This is a genomic window from Mycolicibacterium sediminis, assembly GCF_010731735.1.
GTDB lineage: Bacteria > Actinomycetota > Actinomycetes > Mycobacteriales > Mycobacteriaceae > Mycobacterium > Mycobacterium sediminis.
The window spans coordinates 6,080,927-6,097,452 of record NZ_AP022588.1 but is presented as its reverse complement, the minus strand read 5'-3'; the positions used below and the strand labels follow the sequence as shown (position 1 = coordinate 6,097,452).

Sequence of the window (16,526 nt, the reverse complement as noted above, 5' to 3'; positions counted from 1 at the left end):
CCCGGCCGATCTGAGCGCGGGTCACCGCAGCGACGTCCGCGGACCGGTGTATACCCGCGCGATCCGCCGACGCGACACGGCATCGGAGATCCCCGGCAGCAGGCGACTGGCGAGGACCGCGGCGCGCGTCCTTCGGCCGGGGACGATCATGCGACGGCCGGCGGCGACGCCCGAGATCGTCTCCGCCGCCACCTGTTCCACCGACAACTTGGGGATGGTTAACGTGTGCTCGCGGTTCTCGGGCGTGCGGTCGGCATCGAGCGAATCGACCATCGGCGAGTCGAACTCGCCGGGACAGACGAGGACGACGTGGACGCCTCGGGGTTCGACCTCGTAGGCCAGCGACCGCGTGTAACCCACGATCGCGTGCTTGCTCGACGAGTACGCGGTGTACCCGAAGACGCCGATGAGGCCGGCCACCGACGAGACGTTGACGATCGTCCCGGGGTCGTCGCCGAACGTGGCAAGGGCGGCGGTGCAGGCATTGACGGTCCCGAAGAGGTTGACGTCCATCACGGCGCGGTGATCGTCGATGGTGAGCTGTTCGGCGTGGCCCTCGATGAGGATGCCCGCCGAGTTGATCAGCGTGTCGATGGCGCCGGTGGTCTGCGCAAGTTCCTCGAACGCGGTGCGGGTGGCGGCCGCGTCGACGACGTCGAGGACGAGGGTGCCGACGTTCGCGCCGGGCATCTGGCGCCGCAGTCCGGCCGCAGCCATGCCCAGGCGGGTCTCGTTGCGCGCGACGAGGGTCACCGCGACGCCCTGCCGCAGGAGCTGCCGCGCGATCTCGAGGCCCAACCCCGACGACCCGCCGGTGATGACGCAGTGGTGCCACGGCGGGACGCGTTTCACGACGGGCCTGCAGGCTTCGGCGGAACGTGGCTGAGTGCCTCCTCGGCCATGGCCGTGATCGTGAGGCTGGGGTTCACCCCCACGTTGGCGGGCATCGTCGAGCCGTCGGTGATGAGGAGGTTCTCGTAACCGAACGCGCGACGGTACCTATCGACCACGCCCTCTCCGGCAGTCGTCCCGATGACGGCGCCGCCCAGGATGTGTGCGGTGGTCGGCGCCCCGAGCAGCGACTCGGCGATCGAGGACTGCGGGTATCCGCCGATGATGCGAGCTGCCCGCTGCGCCACCTCGTTCGCGATGGGCAGGTAGCTGCTCGGCGCGGGCCCGTGGGAGCGCTCGGTGACCAGCCGCCTGCCGAAGCGCGCGGGTCGCAGCCGCAGCGACGAGTCGACGCTCTGCATGACGGTGAAGATGACGGTCCGTCGCGACCAGCCGCGGATGCGGACGGGATTGAGCCACCGCCGTGGGTGTCGCACGATCTCCCAGAGGAACTTCACCGGCCGGCCCCGGCCGCCGGTGAGCGGGCCGAAGATCAGCCCGAGCGGGTCGCCGCCGAGGCCGTAGGTGTTGTTGGTGAAGTGGGTCTGCTCGTCGGGGTGCACGCTGGAGGTGATGGCGATGTCGGCGATCAGGTCGGCGTCGCGGCGCAGCGTGGTCGCCGCGACGATGGCCTCGCTGTTGGTGCGGACGACGTCGCCGACGCGCTCCGAGAGCCGGGGGAGGGATCCGGAGTCGCGCATCGTGTGGAGGAGTCGCGTGGTGCCCAGCGCGCCACCGGCCAGCACCACGCCGGCCGTGACGTCGCGCCGGCGGTCCCTGCGGAACCGCCGCCCGGTCCGGACGCTGGTGACGACGTAGCCGTCCGAGCCGTCGGCGCGACCTGCGGGCGCGATGTCGGTGACGGTCCGTTCGGCCCGGATGCGCGCGCCGTGTCCCCGCGCGAGGTGCAGGTAGTTCTTGACGAGGGTGTTCTTGGCGCCGTGCCGGCAGCCGAGCATGCACTGCCCGCAGTTGACGCAGCCGGTGCGATCGGGACCCGCGCCGTCGAAGTACGGATCGGTGACGGTGACCCCCGGCGTCCCCAGGAAGACGCCCACCTCGGTGGGGTGGTGGCCGGCGGCGACGCCGAGTTCCGCTGCGACCGAACGCATCATCTGCTCGCTCGGACCATCGGCCCGGCAGGTGACGGCACCGAGCATCCGCTGGGCCGTCGCGAAGTGCGGCGCGAGCACCGCGCGCCAGTCGGCGAGGCCGGCCCACTGCGGGTGCCGGTAGAAGTCGTCGGAGTGCGGGACGTACAGCGTGTTGCCGTACACCAGGGACCCGCCGCCGACGCCGACCCCGCTGAGCACCGACACGTGCCGCAGCGGCGTCAGCGCGAGGATGCCCTTGAGACCGAGGCCGGGCCCCCACAGCAGGCGGCCGACGTCGTAGGCCGTCCGGGCGAAGTCCGCGTCGGAGAACTCGCGGCCCTGCTCGAGCACGGCGACGTCATAGCCCTTCTCGGCCAGTCGCAGTGCGGCGACGCTGCCGCCGAATCCGGAGCCGACGATCAGCCAGTCCAGCCGGTCGCTCGCGTGTGCGGTCATCGTCGACGCACGCCTCCATCCCGGATCGGGCGACCCGAAGGCCGACGCTAGCGCCGCGTCGTCGCCGCGCACAGGTGCATTGCGGACCCAGAGTTACTACATTCGGCAACGGGGCCGTGAAAGGGGATCGCGTGGTCGAGTGGGACGTACCGCGCTCGGGTTCGGGCGCGCTGGTCATGATCGACCTCGCCCGGGAGCGTGGGTTGACCGTCGAGAACGCGCTGCGCGACACCGGGTTGACCATGTCGCGGCTGTCGGACCGGGGCAGCGAGATCTCCACCCGGCAGGAGTTCGCCGTCGTCGGCAACGTCGTCGAGGCACTCGGCGACCCTCCCGGTCTCGGCGTCGAGGCTGGCTCGCGGTTCCAGCTGCCGCTCTACGGCACGTTCGCGTTCGCGCTCATCAGCAGCGCCACCGTGCGCGCGGCCGTCGACACCCTGCTGCGCTCGATTATCCTGACGTTCGCCTTCAGCTCGGTCGCTCGGGCCGCGCGCGACGGACGGACGGCCTTCACGTTCACGGCCAACGGCATCCCGTCGCACCTGCGGCGCTTCGTGGTCGAACGGGACGTGGCCGGGCTGCGCCGGCTGCAGCGGGAGGTGTTCGCCGACCCGCCGCCGCTGCCGGTCGAGTTCGCCTTCCCCGCACCGGACGACGCCGGCGTCTACGACGACGCGTTCGGCGTGCGGCCGCTGTTCGGGGTGGCGGAGTCGGCGGTGGTGGCCGACGACGCGCTGCTGGACCTGCCGATGCCGCAGGCCAACGAGCAGGTGCTCGCCCTGGCGCTCGAGCAGTGCAGCGTCCTGCTCGAGCGGCGGAGACCGCTGCGGGAGACCGGGCGGCTGGTGCGCGACATCCTCGTCCGGAACCTGGGCAGCGTTCCGGACGCCCGGCTCGTCGCGCGGGAACTCCATGTCAGCGACCGGACATTGCGGCATCGGCTGGCCGCGGAGGGGACGTCGTTCCGGGCGCTGGTCGAGGAGGTGCGCGAGCGCTTCGCCGAGGAGTTCCTCGCCGGCGGGATGGCCGTCGCCGAGATCGCGGAGCGGCTCGGCTACCGGGAACTGTCGAGCTTCTCGCAGGCGTTCCGCCGGTGGAAGGGCGTCGGGCCGCGGGAGTACCGCAGGCTGTCGGCTACCGCGCGCGTGCGGTGAAGCGCTCCAGCAGCACCGACACCGTCAGCACGACGATGCCCGCCACGGCCAGGATGGCGCCCGCGGCCGCAGGTGCGCTGTATCCGAGGCCGGCCGAGATGACGAGACCGCCGATCCACGCTCCCGCCGCATTCGCGATGTTCAGCGCGGAGTGGTTCAGCGCCGCCGCCAGCGTCTGCGCGTCGTGCGCGACGTCCATGAGGCGGGTCTGCAGGGCGGGGCCGATCGAGGCGCCCGTCGCACCGATGAAGAACAGTCCGAGCATCGCCGTCCACGGGTTGTGGGAGGCGAACACGAACAGCGCGAGCACGATGCCCAGCGCGGTCATCGACGCGTACAGACCGCGGATGACGGACTTGTCGGCCATCCGGCCGCCGACGAGGTTGCCGACGACCATGCCGAGCCCGAAGGCCATCAGGCCGAGCGGGATCAGCGCGCGGGCCAGACCCGCGACGTCGGTCAGCGTGGTCGACACGTAGGTGTAGACGGCGAACATGCCGCCGAAGCCGACCATGCCGACCAGCAGCGACAGCCACACCTGGACGCGCTTGAGTGCGCCGAGTTCGGTGAGCGGACTGGTGACGTGCATGCCGCGCATCGTGGGCAGCCAAAACCAGATGGCCGTGAGGGTGAGGAGTCCGACGGCGACGACGAGTCCGAACGCGCTGCGCCAGCCGAAGTGCTGCCCGAGCCACGACGCCGCCGGGACGCCGATGACGGTCGCGACCGTGAGGCCGGTCAGCACGTGGGCAACGGCCTTGGCGCGGTTCTGCGGCCCCATCAGGTGGGCGGCGACGAGGGCCGCGATGCCGAAGAACGCGCCATGCGGGAGGCCCGCGATGAACCGGGCGGCCATTAAAGTCTCGTAGGAGGGCGCGAACATGCTCGCGAGGTTGGCGACGGTGAACACCACCATCAGGCCGAGCAGCAGCGTCTTGCGGCGCATCCGTGCGGTCAGCGATGCGATCAGGGGCGCGCCGACGACGACGCCCAGCGCGTATGCGGAGATGACGTGGCCGGCGATCGGCTCGGTGATGTTCAGGCTGGCGGCGATGTCGGGGAGCAGGCCCATCGCGACGAACTCGGTGGTACCGATGCCGAAGCCGCCCAGGGCGAGGGCCAGCACGGCGAGCCACCGGACCGTGGGGTCGGGCGCGACGACGGAGCGGGGCCCGACGAAGTCGTCTGGCTTGGCGAGAGTACGAGTCACGTCGTCAACGGTAGGCTTACTTCGGCCGTCATGTAAAACGACTTTTGCTTTTTTCGGGCGAAAGTGGCGCACCTTACGATCGTCGGGTTCAATCGAAGGCATGGCCAGCGTCGGCGACGTGTTCGCCCTGATCCGGGAACTCCGCGGCACCACCCGCGCCGAACTCGGTCAGCTCACCGGCCTGTCCCGGACGGCGATCGGTGCCCGCGTGGCAGTCCTACGGCAGCTCGGCCTGGTCGCGGAGAGCGAGCCCGCCGCCTCGACCGGCGGGCGTCCCGCTACCAAGCTCACCTTCGACGCCGACGCGGGCATCGTGGTGTGCGTGGCGATCGGCATCAGCCGGACGCGCATGGCGGTGTGCAACCTCGCGGGCGAACTCGTCGCGACGTCGGACATCGACCAGGAGGTCCCGCTCGGCCCCGACGATCTGATGCCCGACGTGGTGAAGGCGCTCGACCTGCTGCTCGACGGCTACGCGGGCGTGCCCGTCTACGGGGTGGGTCTGAGCCTGCCCGGGCCCGTTGACCGCGAACGCGGCTGCAGTCGCGACTCGCCGATCCTGCGCGGCTGGGACGGGGTCCGGTTGCGGCCGTACTTCGCGGAGCTGGCGAGTCTGGCCGCCGGTGGGCGGGAGCGTAGCGACCTGGGGTCTGACATCTCCGTGCCGGTGATCATGGACAACGACGCCAACGCCATCGCGGTGGGTGAGCGCGGCGGCGAATTGGAACGGCTCGACGACCTACTGGTGATCAAGGCCTCGACGGGCCTCGGCGCGGGCATCATCGCCGGAGGAGTGCTGCAGCGCGGGGCGACCCAGGCCGCCGGGGAGTTCGGGCACAACAAGACCGCTGCGGCGCATGGCCTTCCGTGCCGGTGCGGCGACACCGGCTGCCTCGAGGCCGTCGCGGGCGGATGGGCGCTGGTGCACCGGCTGCAGCAGCAGGGCCGCGCGGTGCGGCACATGCGCGACGTCGTCGACCTCGTCCACGCCGGTGACCCCGAGGTCCGCGGGATGGTCCGCGACAGCGGTAGGCACGTCGGCGAGGTGATCGCCGCGGCGGTCAACCTGCTCAACCCCGCGGTGCTGGTGGTCGCGGGCGACATGGCGGCCGCGTACGACGTGTTCGTTGCCGGCCTGCGAGAGACGTTGTACGGCAACGCGACCGCGATGGCGACGCGTGCGCTGCAGGTGGTGCCCGCGGCACACGGTGGGCACTCCGCGGTGGTGGGCATCGCCGCGCTGGTCCTCGACGAGGTGCTCAGCGCGCGCGCCGTCGACGCACTGACCACGAGGCCCTAGCCGGGGATCTGGGTCTGCTGGTAGAGCGCGAGCCGCCAGCCGGAGTCCGTGCGGTGGTAGACGCTCGACATGGCCCCGACGAACGCGGGCTCGTCACCGTCCCGGTATCCGGTCCCGACGTACACCAGCGCCGCGGTGTCGTCGTCGATCGTGACGAACCGGACGTCATCGATCTGGTACGTGCGCCACGGCGGCGACTGCGACAGCGACTCGACGACGGCGTCGCGATCCATCACCATGCCGTTCGCGAGCACCATGACCGCGTCGGGCAGCATCAGCGTGCCGTAGTAGCGGGAGCCGGAGGAGGTGCACAACGCATCCCAACCGCCGCGCTCCAGTTCGAGGAGTTCGTCGACCGAAGGATTCATGCCCTTCGGGTTACCCGCTCGGCGGGCCGTCAACGCGTCAGGTCGCCTTCGCGATCACGTTCTCCGCGAACCACTCCAGGTTGCGGATCTTGTCGTCGAGCGGCTCGGTGTCCGGCCCCATGACGTAGGGGATCCGGAAGCCGACGATGACGTCGGTGACACCCTTGTCCTCGAGCCGCTTGACCCCGTCGAGGGTGAACCCGTCGATGGAGATGACGTGGATCTCGAACTCGTCGGCGAGCCCGATCCGCTCCTCGGTCTCGCGATACTGCTGCAACTTCTTCAGCAGGGGGTCGAGTTCCTCGGGGTCGCCGCCGCCGTGCATCCACCCGTCGTTGCGGGCGGCACGCTTGAGAGCGGCGTCCGCGTGGCCGCCGATCAGGATGGGCAGCGGCTTGGTGGGCGCCGGCGTCATCTTGAACCTGGGGAAGTCGTAGAACTCCCCGTGGTACTCGAAGTAGTCGCCGGACGTCAGACCGCGGATGACGTCGATGCACTCGTCCATCCGCTTGCCGCGCTTGGCGTATGGGACGCCCATGATCTCGTAGTCCTCGGGCCACGGGCTCGTCCCGACGCCGAGGCCGAGGCGGTTGTCGAACAGCGCGGCCAGCGACCCGGCCTGCTTGGCCACCAGCGCGGGCGGCCGGATGGGCAGCTTGAGCACGAAGATGTTGAAGTGCAACCGGGTGGTCACCGCGGACAGGGCACCGATCAGCGCGAACGACTCGATGAAGGCCTTGCCGTCCAGGAACTCCCGGTTGCCGTCCTCGGTGTACGGATACGTCGAGTCCGACTCCTCCGGGTACGCGACGCTGTCCGGGATGGTCATCGCGTGGTACCCGGCCTCGTCGGCCGCCTTGGCCAACGGGATGTAGTACTTCGGGTCGGTCATGGCTTCCGCATACGTGAACCGCATGCGCCAATACTAGAACACGTTCTAATTCAGCGAGGCGGAACGGTGCGTCGCCGGGTCGGTCAGCCGAACGGCGGCGTGCCCATGCCCGTGACCGAGTAGCCGCCCTGCGCCGTGCGCTCGGCGATCCGCGCGGCCGCGGTGCGACCGTTGGCGGTCAGCAGGGCCTCCGGACGCTTGAGCGCCTCGTCGGTCAACGTCCCGAAAACCGTTCCGCGCCAGTGGTACTTGCCGTCGATGGGGCTGAGGTGTCCGGTGAGGCGGGCGCGGACGGCGTGATCCTCGTCGGCGACGCGGAGGGTGGCCGGTCCCTCGTAGACGTCCTCTGCGCCGTCCTCGACCGACTCGTCCGGTGCGGCAGGCGTCACCGGTCCGCCGGGCAGGAAGTTGGTCCGGCGCCACAGCCGCCGCGCGACCGGGCCCATGAGCCCGACCTCCTCGAGGAACGCCGCCAGCGGCGCGAAGCCCCCGGCCTGCACCTGGTGCCGGTGCGGGCTGCGGCGGGCCTGTGCCCGTGCCTCGAGGGCAGGCAGTCCGACGCGCCGGTACTGCACCGGGTTGGTGAAGAGGTGCTGGAAGAACACGCCGCCCACGCCGTTGAGGTTGGCCACCCACCACCGGTTGAGCCGGGGCATCTCCCGAACCCGGCGGCGGACTCCGTCGCGTGCGAACTGGATGTGCCGGGCCTCCTCCGTCACGTGAATCCGCATGAGGCGCTGGACCATCGGCTGCAGGTCCGGGTCGTCCATCATCTGGCGCTGCAGCGAGTCGAAGATCTCCTCGCCGACCAGGGCGGCCACCCACAGCAGGGAGCCCTTGAAGGTCAACGGCAGCGCGTTGATGATGATCCGCTGGTACCGCCGCGGCTGAACCGGCTTGGCCCCGAGCCGCTCGATCGCCTTGCCGAACATGACCATGTGGCGGGTCTCGTCGCCCATCTCGGTCAGCGCGTAGTGGGTGGCGTTCGAGGTGGGGTCGGCGTGCATCAGGTCGCGCAGCAGCGCCTGGTTGAGGATGTTCTCGAACCAGATGCCCGCCGACAGCGTGTTGACGAGTTCCTGGCGCGACAGCTCGATCTGCTGCGCCCGGGTCATGGCGTCCCACATCGGGGTCCCGTACAGCGACACCACCTTCGGCGGCAGGAAGAACTTGTCCGGGTCCAGCGGTGCGTCCCAATCGATGTCGACGATCGGCTCGAACGACTTCTTCACCGACCCCCGCAGTAGGCGACCGGAGAAGTCGTCGCGCGACGGAGTGGCGGAGGTCCTGATCGAAGCGGTCACCGTTGACGTCCCTTCGTTGGGTGCCCTCACGGTATGGATGCCGAGCCGACCGTGTCAATACCCCGGGTACCGGATACTCGAGGTAGCGAATTGACGCAGGCGTTTCGCGCCACCGGCCGCGGGTATCGGCTCGAGATGACCACCACCGACGGTGACGCGGCCCCGGACGTCGAGGACCGCATGCCGGACCCCGACGACCCACGCAAGCCCGAGTCGCCCGGCGACCTCACCAAGCCGTCCGTCCTGTTCGTCCTGCGCAAGACCGCCCGCGAGTTCAGCCGGGACCAGTGCACCGACCTTGCCGCAGCCCTCACGTACTACGCAGTGCTGTCCCTGTTTCCGGCACTCCTGGCGCTCGTCTCGCTGCTCGGCGTGTTCGGGCAGGGCCGGCGCACCACCGACGCGGTGCTGGAGATCGCGGGCGGCATCGCGCCCGCGTCCGTGATCGACACCATGCGTCCGACGATCGAGCAGCTCGTCAACTCGCCATCCGCGGGCTTCGCCCTCGTGCTCGGCATCCTCACCGCGCTGTGGTCCGCGTCCGGGTACGTCGGCGCCTTCGGCCGCGCGATGAACAGGATGTACGAGGTCGAGGAGGGCCGGCCGATGTGGAAGCTGCGGCCGCAGCAGCTCCTGCTCACGTTCGCGGGCCTGGTGCTGGCGGCCGCCGTCGCCTTCATGCTCGCGATCAGCGGGCCCGTCGCCCGCACCATCGGCGACACGCTAGGCCTGGGCGACGCTGCGGTGACGGTGTGGAACGTCGCGCGGTGGCCGGTGATCCTGCTGGCGGTGATCCTGGCCGTCGCGATCCTGTACTACGCCACCCCCAACGTGAAACAGCCGAAGTTCCGCTGGATCAGCATCGGTGCCGGGCTGGCGATCGTCACGTGGATCGTCGCCTCGATCGGGTTCGGCGTGTACGTGGCCAACTTCAGCAGTTACAACAAGACCTACGGTGCGCTCGCCGGTGTCATCGTCTTCCTGCTGTGGCTCTGGATCACCAACCTGGCGTTGCTGTTCGGCGCGGAACTCGACGCGGAACTCGAGCGCGGCAGACAACTTCAGGCCGGCCTGCCCGCCGAGCGCGACCTGCAGCTCCCGCCCCGCGACACCACCCAGATCGAGAAGGTTCGGGCGGCGGAGGAGAAGGACGTCGAGCGCGCCGCGGCACTGCGTCGCACCCGAGGTGGCGACGACGGAGACTGATCGTGATGGCAGGATCGGCCCATGGGTTCGTTCCTGCTGCGCGCCGCGACGACCGGTGTCGCACTGTGGATCGTGACCCAGCTGGTCGACGGGATCCGATTCGTCGGCGGCGACGACGTGGTCCAGCGGGTCGCCATCGTCTTCGTCGTCGCGGTGCTCTTCGGTCTGGTCAACGCGATCGTCAAGCCGGTCGTGCAGCTCATCTCGATCCCGCTCTACGTCGTCACGCTCGGCCTGATCCACGTCGTCATCAACGCGGCGATGCTGTGGCTCACCTCGTCGATCACCGAGCACACCACCCACTGGGGCCTCTACATCGACGACTTCTGGTGGACGGCCATCTGGGCGGCCATCGTGCTGTCCATAGTGAGTTGGCCGCTCTCGCTCATCACCGGCCGCTAGTGCGGCACACTGGATGACATGCCCGAACTCCCCGAGGTTGAGGCGCTCGCCGACCACCTGCGGCGCCACGCGGTCGGCCTGACCGTGGGAAGGGTCGACGTGGCCGCGCTGTCGGTCCTCAAGACGTTCGACCCGCCCGTCGCCGCGCTGCACGGCCGCGAGGTCACCGGCGCCAACCGGTGGGCCAAGTACCTCGGCTTGGAACTCGGCGACCTGCACCTCATTACCCACCTCTCGCGGGCCGGCTGGCTGCGCTGGTCGGACAAGCTCTCGGCCGCACCGCTCAAGCCCGGCAAGGGGCCCATCGCGCTGCGCGTACACCTCGGAACACCCGGCGAGGCACCCGGATTCGACCTCACCGAGGCCGGCACGCAGAAGCGGCTGGCGGTGTGGCTGGTCGACGATCCGACCAAGGTGCCCGGCATCGCCGTACTCGGGCCCGACGCCCTCACCCTTGACCTCGACGGCCTCGCGGCCGCGCTGAAGGGCAACGCCGGTCGGATCAAGACCGTGATCACCGACCAGAAGGTCATCGCGGGGATCGGCAACGCCTACAGCGACGAGATCCTGCACGTGGCGCGACTCTCGCCGTTCGCGAGCGCCAACAAGCTCACCGAGGCGCAACTCGACGCGCTGCACGCGGCGATGGTCACGGTGCTGACCGACGCGGTGACCCGCTCGGTCGGGCAGCAAGCCGCCACGCTGAAGGGCGAGAAGCGGTCCGGCATGCGCGTCCACGCGCGCACCGGCCTGCCCTGCCCGGTGTGCGGTGACACCGTGCGCGAGGTGTCGTTCGCCGACAAGTCCTTCCAGTACTGCGCGACGTGTCAGACCGGCGGCCGGGTGCTCGCCGACCGGCGGATGTCGAAACTGCTCAAGTAGCCGGGCAGTACGACGCGGTGGCGCTGTCGAGCGCCCGCGCGTAGAGCGGGTCGAGTCGGCGTTCCGCCACCACGACCGCGCGCGCGTCGCCGAGTGCCTGCCGGCAGTACGGACCCGCCAGGACGTCCCGCTGGGCGGCCATCTCCGCGACCATCGTGCGGTTGTAACCGTCGATGGCGGTGCGTGATTCGGCCAGATCGGGTGCCGTGGACGGAGCCGTGGCCGGGTCGAACTTCCACTGGCCGAAGCGGGTGTACTCGACTCCCTCCGTGGCGTGGATCTGATCCTCGAAGGCCCGCCGGACGAACGCCGCGTCGATCCCACGTTCGTGGGCGTCCTTGCCGACGGCGTCGAGCACCTGGGTCACGCGGGCAGGGTCCTCGATGGACCCACCCTTGATCCACTTGAACGCCGCCACCGGGTCGGCGGTCAGGAGTCGCTGCGCGGCGGTGTCGACCAAGCCGTGCAGCGGGTCGTACTCGTCGGCGCGGGCCGGGGACGCGACGCCGAGCGCCGTGCTCAGGGCGGCCGTGGCGATCAGCAGTTCGAGGGACCACATGACCGACGATCTTGGCTCGTGGGAGGCGGTTACGTCGAGGTCCACCCACCCGACCGGTTAGTTGACAGGTGTCCAGGCGAGCTACCCTGCTCGCATGACTCGGCAGAAGATCCTCATCACCGGCGCCAGCTCGGGCCTCGGTGCGGGCATGGCCCGCCAGTTCGCCGCCAAGGGCCGCGACCTCGCCCTCTGCGCGCGCCGGGCCGAGAACCTCGAGGAACTCAAGGCCGAGCTGACGGCGAAGCACCCGAACATCACCGTGGCCGTCGCGGCGCTCGACGTCAACGACCACGAACGCGTCCCCGTCGTGTTCCGGGAACTATCCGACGAACTGGGTGGCGTCGACTGCGTGATCGTCAACGCCGGCATCGGCAAGGGCTACCCGCTCGGTGGCGGCAAGCCGTGGGCCAACAAGGCGACCATCGAGACCAACCTGGTCAGCGCGCTGGTGCAGATCGAGACGGCACTCGAGATGTTCAAGGCCTCCGGCCGCGGGCATCTCGTCCTGGTGTCGTCGGTCCTGGGCAACGTCGGCGTGCCGGGCGTCAAGGCCGCCTACGCCGCGAGCAAGGCCGGCGTCACGTCGCTGGGCGAGTCGCTGAGGGCCGAGTACCCGACCGGGCCGATCAAGATCACCGTGCTCGAGCCGGGATACATCGAGTCCGAGATGACCGCCAAGTCCAACTCGACGCTGCTGATGGTCGACAACGAGACGGGCGTCAAGGCCATGGTCGACGCCATCGAGAAGGAGAAGGGCCGCGCCGTCGTCCCCGGGTGGCCCTGGTGGCCGCTCGTCGAGGTCATGAAGGTCCTCCCGCCCCGCTTCACCAAGCGCTTCGCCTAGCCGGCGAGGGACAGATACGCCGACATCGCGAAGCCCAGCACCGCGGCCAGGCCCGCGCGGTCGCCGAACTTGTCGTTCGCGTCCGGGATCATCGACCCCACGAGCATGACCAGGAGCGCACCGGCGGCGAAACCGTCCACTGCGCCCTCGAATCCGGGTCCGGTCGCCTGCTTGAGTGCGAAGCCGCCCGCGGTGGCCACCGCGCAGAGCACCGTCACCGCAGCCCAGCCGCCCAGGACGACGCGGCGGCGCGAGCCCGCCTTCCTCATCTCCGATGCGGAGCCGATCGCCTCGGGGAGGTTCGACACGAAGATCGCCACCAGCAGCGCCGGACTCACCGATCCCGTCGTCGCGATCGCGATTCCCAGGGTGGCCTGCTCGGGGACTCCGTCGAGCAGTGCGCCCAGCGCCAGGGGCCAGCCCGCCCGACTCGAACGGTCCCGTCCGTTGAGTCGCGCGACACCGCGGTCGGCGAGGAAGAAGGCCAGCGCTCCGGCCGCGAGGCCGAGCGCCACCGCCACTGCGCCGGCGCGCTGAAAACCCTCCGCGGCGAGCTCGAAGGAGATGCTCGAAACCAGGGCTCCTGCACCGAAACCGAGGACCGCTCCGACCAGGGCGTCGCTCCAGTTGCGCCACACGCCGAGTGCGGCGCCGATGACCAAGGACGACGCTGCCAGCAGGCCCCACAGCAGTGCGGCGAACACCTCTCAACTATGTCACGCGCTCCGGCCGATTCGTGCACGCGCAACCGCGCTCACCGCGGCTTCGGGTGCACAAATCGCCCAGGCGACTAGGCCGATCGCCCTCGCTCCGCCCGGTAGTGCCGCACGAGGGCGTCGGTCGAGCTGTCGGTCTGCTCGGCGGGCGCATCGTCGTCGGTGAGGACCGGCAGCAGCGCCTTCGCCTGCGTCTTGCCGAGTTCCACGCCCCACTGGTCGAACGAGTCGATGCCCCAGATGACGCCCTCGGTGAACACCTGATGCTCGTACAGCGCGATGAGCTGGCCGACGACCGACGGCGTCAGCGTCGTCGCGAGAATCGATGTGCTGGGCCGGTTTCCGGGCATGACCTTGTGCGGCACGACGTCAGCCGCGGTGCCCTCGGCGGCGATCTCCTCGGCGGTCTTGCCGAAGGCCAGCACCTGCGTCTGGGCGAAGAAGTTGCTCATCAGCAGGTCGTGCATGCTGCCCGTGCCGTCGGCGGTGGGCAGATCGTCGGTGGGTTCCGAGAAGCCGATGAAGTCGGCCGGGATCAGGCGGGTGCCCTGGTGCAGCAGCTGGTAGAAGGCGTGCTGGCCGTTGGTTCCCGGCTCGCCCCAGTAGATCTCGCCGGTCTCGGTGGTCACGGGGGTGCCGTCGGCGCGCACCGACTTGCCGTTGGACTCCATCGTCAGCTGCTGCAGGTAGGCGGCGAACCGGGACAGGTCGTTCGAGTAGGGCAGCACCACGCGGGACTGCGCGCCGAAGAACTCGTTGTACCAGAGGCCGATGAGGCCAAGCAGCACAGGCGCGTTCGCCTCCAGCGGGGTCGTGCGGAAGTGCTCGTCGATCAGGTGGAAGCCCGCGAGGAACTCGGCGAACCGTTCCTTGCCGATCACCGCCATCACCGACAGTCCGATCGCGGAGTCCACCGAGTAGCGGCCGCCGACCCAGTCCCAGAAGCCGAACATGTTGGTGGTGTCGATGCCGAACTCGTCGACCAGCTTCTCGTTGGTCGAGACCGCCACGAAGTGCTTGGACACCGCGGCGTCGCCGAGTGATTCGGTGAGCCACCGCCGCGCGGCGGTCGCGTTGGTCAGGGTCTCGAGCGTCGTGAAGGTCTTGGACGCGATGACGAACAGCGTCGTCGCCGGGTCGAGGCCGTCGAGCTTCGCGACGAGGTCGGCGGGGTCGATATTGGAGACGAAGCGCGCGGAGATGCCGGCGTCGGCGTAGTGCCGCAGGGCCTGGTAGACCATCACCGGCCCGAGGTCGGATCCGCCGATGCCGATGTTGACGACGGTCGTGATGCGCTGGCCGCTGGCACCGGTCCACTCGCCGGTGCGCAACCGGTCGGTGAAGTCGCCCATCGCGTCGAGCACCTCGTGCACGTCGGCGTTGACGTCCTGGCCGTCGACGACCAGCGTGGCGTCGCGCGGCAACCGCAGCGCGGTGTGCAGCACCGCGCGGTCCTCCGAGGTGTTGATGTGTTCGCCGGCGAACATGGCGTCGCGCTTGGCCTCGAGCCCCGCGGTCCTCGCGAGGTCGACGAGCAGGTCCAGGGTCTCGCGGGTGACGCGGTGCTTGCTGTAGTCGACGTACAGGTCGCCGACGGTGAGGGCGAGTTCGCGTCCACGGTCCGGATCCTGATCGAAGAACTCGCGCAGGTGCTTGGAGCCGATCGTTTCGTGGTGCCGGACCAACGCGTTCCACGCCGGTGTCGTCGAGATGTCGGGATTCTGGTCCGTCGGGGAAGCCATATCCCAACCCTAATGCGGGCGCCGGAAGGAAGGTGTAAATGATGAATGTATGGACACCAGCCAGCTTCTGAAGTCAGTTCCCACCGGGCTGTGGATCGGTGGTGAGGAACTTTCACGCACGTCGACCTTCGACGTCCTCGACCCCTCGTCGGACGAATCCCTGATCAGCGTCGCCGACGCGACCCCCGAGGATGCCATCGCCGCACTCGACGCGGCCTCGGCGGTGCAGGCCGACTGGGCCGGCACCGCGCCCCGCAAGCGCGGCGAGATCCTGCGTTCGGTGTTCGAGGCGATCACCGCGCAGGCCGACGACATCGCGGCGCTGATGACTCTGGAGATGGGCAAGGTCGTCGCCGAGAGCAAGGGCGAGGTCACCTACGGCGCCGAGTTCTTCCGCTGGTTCGCCGAGGAGGCGGTGCGCATCGGCGGCCGCTACACCCCGAGCCCTGCGGGCACCGGTCGGATCATCGTCACCAAGCAGGCCGTCGGGCCCTGCTACGCCATCACGCCGTGGAACTTCCCGCTGGCCATGGGTACTCGCAAGATGGGCCCCGCGTTCGCCGCCGGCTGCACGATGATCGTCAAGCCCGCGCAGGAGACGCCGCTGACGATGCTCTACCTGGCCAAGTTGATGGACGAGGCCGGTCTGCCGAAGGGCGTGCTGTCGGTGCTGCCGACCAGCGATCCGGGCGGGGTGACGAGCGCGCTCATCGACGACGGCCGGTTGCGCAAGCTCACGTTCACCGGCTCGACCGGCGTCGGCAAGGCACTGGTGAAGCAGTCCGCGGACAAGCTGCTGCGGACGTCGATGGAGCTCGGCGGCAACGCTCCCTTCATCGTGTTCGACGACGCCGACGTGGATGCCGCCGTCGACGGCGCGATCCTCGCCAAGATGCGCAACGGCGGCGAGGCGTGCACGGCGGCCAACCGCTTCCACGTCGCCAACGCGGTGCGCGACGAGTTCACCGAGAAGCTCGTCAAGCGGATGAGCGAGTTCACCCTCGGCAACGGTCTCGACGAGTCGTCGACGCTGGGCCCGCTCATCAACGCCAAGCAGCTGAACAAGGTCACCGAACTGGTGTCCGACGCGGTGTCGCGCGGCGCCGAGGTCGCCGTCGGTGGCGTGGCGCCCGAGGGGCCGGGCAACTTCTACCCCGCCACCGTGCTCGCCGACGTCCCCGCCGACGCGCGGATCCTCAAGGAGGAGGTGTTCGGCCCCGTCGCGCCCATCACCGGCTTCGACACCGAGGAGGAGGGCATCGCCGCCGCCAACGACACCGAGTTCGGTCTCGCGGCGTACATCTACACGCAGTCCCTGGACCGCGCGCTGCGGGTCGCCGAGTCGATCGAGTCGGGCATGGTCGGGGTGAACCGGGGCGTGATCTCCGATGCCGCAGCACCGTTCGGCGGCATCAAGGAGTCCGGGTTCGGTCGGGAGGGCGGCACCGAGGGCATCGAGGAGTACCTCGACACCAAGTACATCGCGCTGACGAAGTAGGACGGTCA

General features: G+C 69.7%; 16 protein-coding genes. 7 read left to right on the top strand and 9 right to left on the bottom strand.

Translation table 11 applies throughout. The features are described 5' to 3' along the window. Positions 1–21: 21 nt before the first annotated feature. Positions 22–852, bottom strand: a complete 831-nt coding sequence (locus G6N64_RS29035) for an SDR family NAD(P)-dependent oxidoreductase (protein ID WP_163801203.1) — start codon at positions 850–852, stop codon at positions 22–24. Then, on the bottom strand, positions 849–2,441 hold the full coding sequence (locus G6N64_RS29030) for an FAD-dependent oxidoreductase (RefSeq protein WP_163801202.1): 1,593 nt from the start codon (positions 2,439–2,441) through the stop codon (positions 849–851). The genes G6N64_RS29035 and G6N64_RS29030 overlap by 4 nt, the downstream gene beginning before the upstream one ends. Before the next feature lie 131 nt (positions 2,442–2,572). Between G6N64_RS29030 and G6N64_RS29025 the strand changes: the two genes are divergently transcribed. Continuing rightward, positions 2,573–3,595: an AraC family transcriptional regulator gene (locus tag G6N64_RS29025; protein WP_163801201.1), complete on the top strand. Its 1,023-nt coding sequence runs from the start codon at positions 2,573–2,575 to the stop codon at positions 3,593–3,595. Here the strand turns inward: G6N64_RS29025 and G6N64_RS29020 are convergent. Continuing rightward, entirely contained in the window at positions 3,576–4,805 is a 1,230-nt protein-coding gene (locus G6N64_RS29020) for an MFS transporter (protein WP_246230847.1), read from the bottom strand. The two genes, G6N64_RS29025 and G6N64_RS29020, sit on opposite strands and share 20 nt — an antisense overlap. A gap of 100 nt (positions 4,806–4,905) precedes the next feature. Between G6N64_RS29020 and G6N64_RS29015 the strand changes: the two genes are divergently transcribed. Then, positions 4,906–6,105: an ROK family transcriptional regulator gene (locus tag G6N64_RS29015; protein ID WP_163801199.1), complete on the top strand. Its 1,200-nt coding sequence runs from the start codon at positions 4,906–4,908 to the stop codon at positions 6,103–6,105. Here G6N64_RS29015 and G6N64_RS29010 read toward each other — a convergent pair. The 3 genes from G6N64_RS29010 to G6N64_RS29000 are packed head-to-tail and all read right to left on the bottom strand — an operon-like array spanning position 6,102 to position 8,669. Beyond that, positions 6,102–6,473: a nuclear transport factor 2 family protein gene (locus tag G6N64_RS29010; RefSeq protein ID WP_163801198.1), complete on the bottom strand. Its 372-nt coding sequence runs from the start codon at positions 6,471–6,473 to the stop codon at positions 6,102–6,104. The genes G6N64_RS29015 and G6N64_RS29010 overlap by 4 nt on opposite strands. 37 nt (positions 6,474–6,510) lie before the next feature. Then, positions 6,511–7,389, bottom strand: coding sequence for an LLM class flavin-dependent oxidoreductase (locus tag G6N64_RS29005; RefSeq protein WP_163801197.1), 879 nt, complete (start codon positions 7,387–7,389; stop codon positions 6,511–6,513). A gap of 59 nt (positions 7,390–7,448) precedes the next feature. Next, positions 7,449–8,669, bottom strand: coding sequence for a diiron oxygenase (locus G6N64_RS29000; protein ID WP_163801196.1), 1,221 nt, complete (start codon positions 8,667–8,669; stop codon positions 7,449–7,451). 135 nt (positions 8,670–8,804) lie between these two features. Here G6N64_RS29000 and G6N64_RS28995 point away from each other — a divergent pair, with 135 nt between their 5' ends. From G6N64_RS28995 to G6N64_RS28985, 3 genes are read left to right on the top strand one after another with little or no spacing between them, the layout of a single operon-like run. Beyond that, positions 8,805–9,875 (top strand): YihY/virulence factor BrkB family protein, encoded by a 1,071-nt coding sequence (locus G6N64_RS28995; protein ID WP_163801195.1) that lies wholly within the window; start codon positions 8,805–8,807, stop codon positions 9,873–9,875. Positions 9,876–9,896: 21 nt separating this feature from the next. Beyond that, the gene (locus G6N64_RS28990; protein WP_163801194.1) at positions 9,897–10,277 is read left to right on the top strand and encodes a phage holin family protein; all 381 of its coding nucleotides are present in this window, start codon (positions 9,897–9,899) and stop codon (positions 10,275–10,277) included. An 18-nt stretch (positions 10,278–10,295) separates the two neighbouring features. Beyond that, positions 10,296–11,159, top strand: a complete 864-nt coding sequence (locus tag G6N64_RS28985; RefSeq protein ID WP_163801193.1) for an Fpg/Nei family DNA glycosylase — start codon at positions 10,296–10,298, stop codon at positions 11,157–11,159. Here the strand turns inward: G6N64_RS28985 and G6N64_RS28980 are convergent. Continuing rightward, entirely contained in the window at positions 11,152–11,718 is a 567-nt protein-coding gene (locus G6N64_RS28980) for a chorismate mutase (RefSeq protein WP_163801192.1), read from the bottom strand. The two genes, G6N64_RS28985 and G6N64_RS28980, sit on opposite strands and share 8 nt — an antisense overlap. Before the next feature lie 94 nt (positions 11,719–11,812). On the opposite strand from G6N64_RS28980, the gene G6N64_RS28975 reads away from it, so the two are divergent. Beyond that, positions 11,813–12,562, top strand: a complete 750-nt coding sequence (locus tag G6N64_RS28975; protein WP_163801191.1) for an SDR family oxidoreductase — start codon at positions 11,813–11,815, stop codon at positions 12,560–12,562. On the opposite strand, the gene G6N64_RS28970 is transcribed toward G6N64_RS28975, so the two are convergent. Both G6N64_RS28970 and pgi read right to left on the bottom strand, forming a co-directional pair. Next, the gene (locus G6N64_RS28970) at positions 12,559–13,266 is read right to left on the bottom strand and encodes a ZIP family metal transporter (protein WP_163801190.1); all 708 of its coding nucleotides are present in this window, start codon (positions 13,264–13,266) and stop codon (positions 12,559–12,561) included. The two genes, G6N64_RS28975 and G6N64_RS28970, sit on opposite strands and share 4 nt — an antisense overlap. Positions 13,267–13,352: 86 nt before the next feature. Continuing rightward, complete coding sequence (gene pgi / locus G6N64_RS28965) at positions 13,353–15,020, bottom strand: glucose-6-phosphate isomerase (RefSeq protein ID WP_163801189.1); 1,668 nt, start codon at positions 15,018–15,020, stop codon at positions 13,353–13,355. Between the two features lie 49 nt (positions 15,021–15,069). Between pgi and G6N64_RS28960 the strand changes: the two genes are divergently transcribed. After that, entirely contained in the window at positions 15,070–16,518 is a 1,449-nt protein-coding gene (locus tag G6N64_RS28960) for an NAD-dependent succinate-semialdehyde dehydrogenase (protein WP_163801188.1), read from the top strand. Positions 16,519–16,526: the final 8 nt, after the last annotated feature.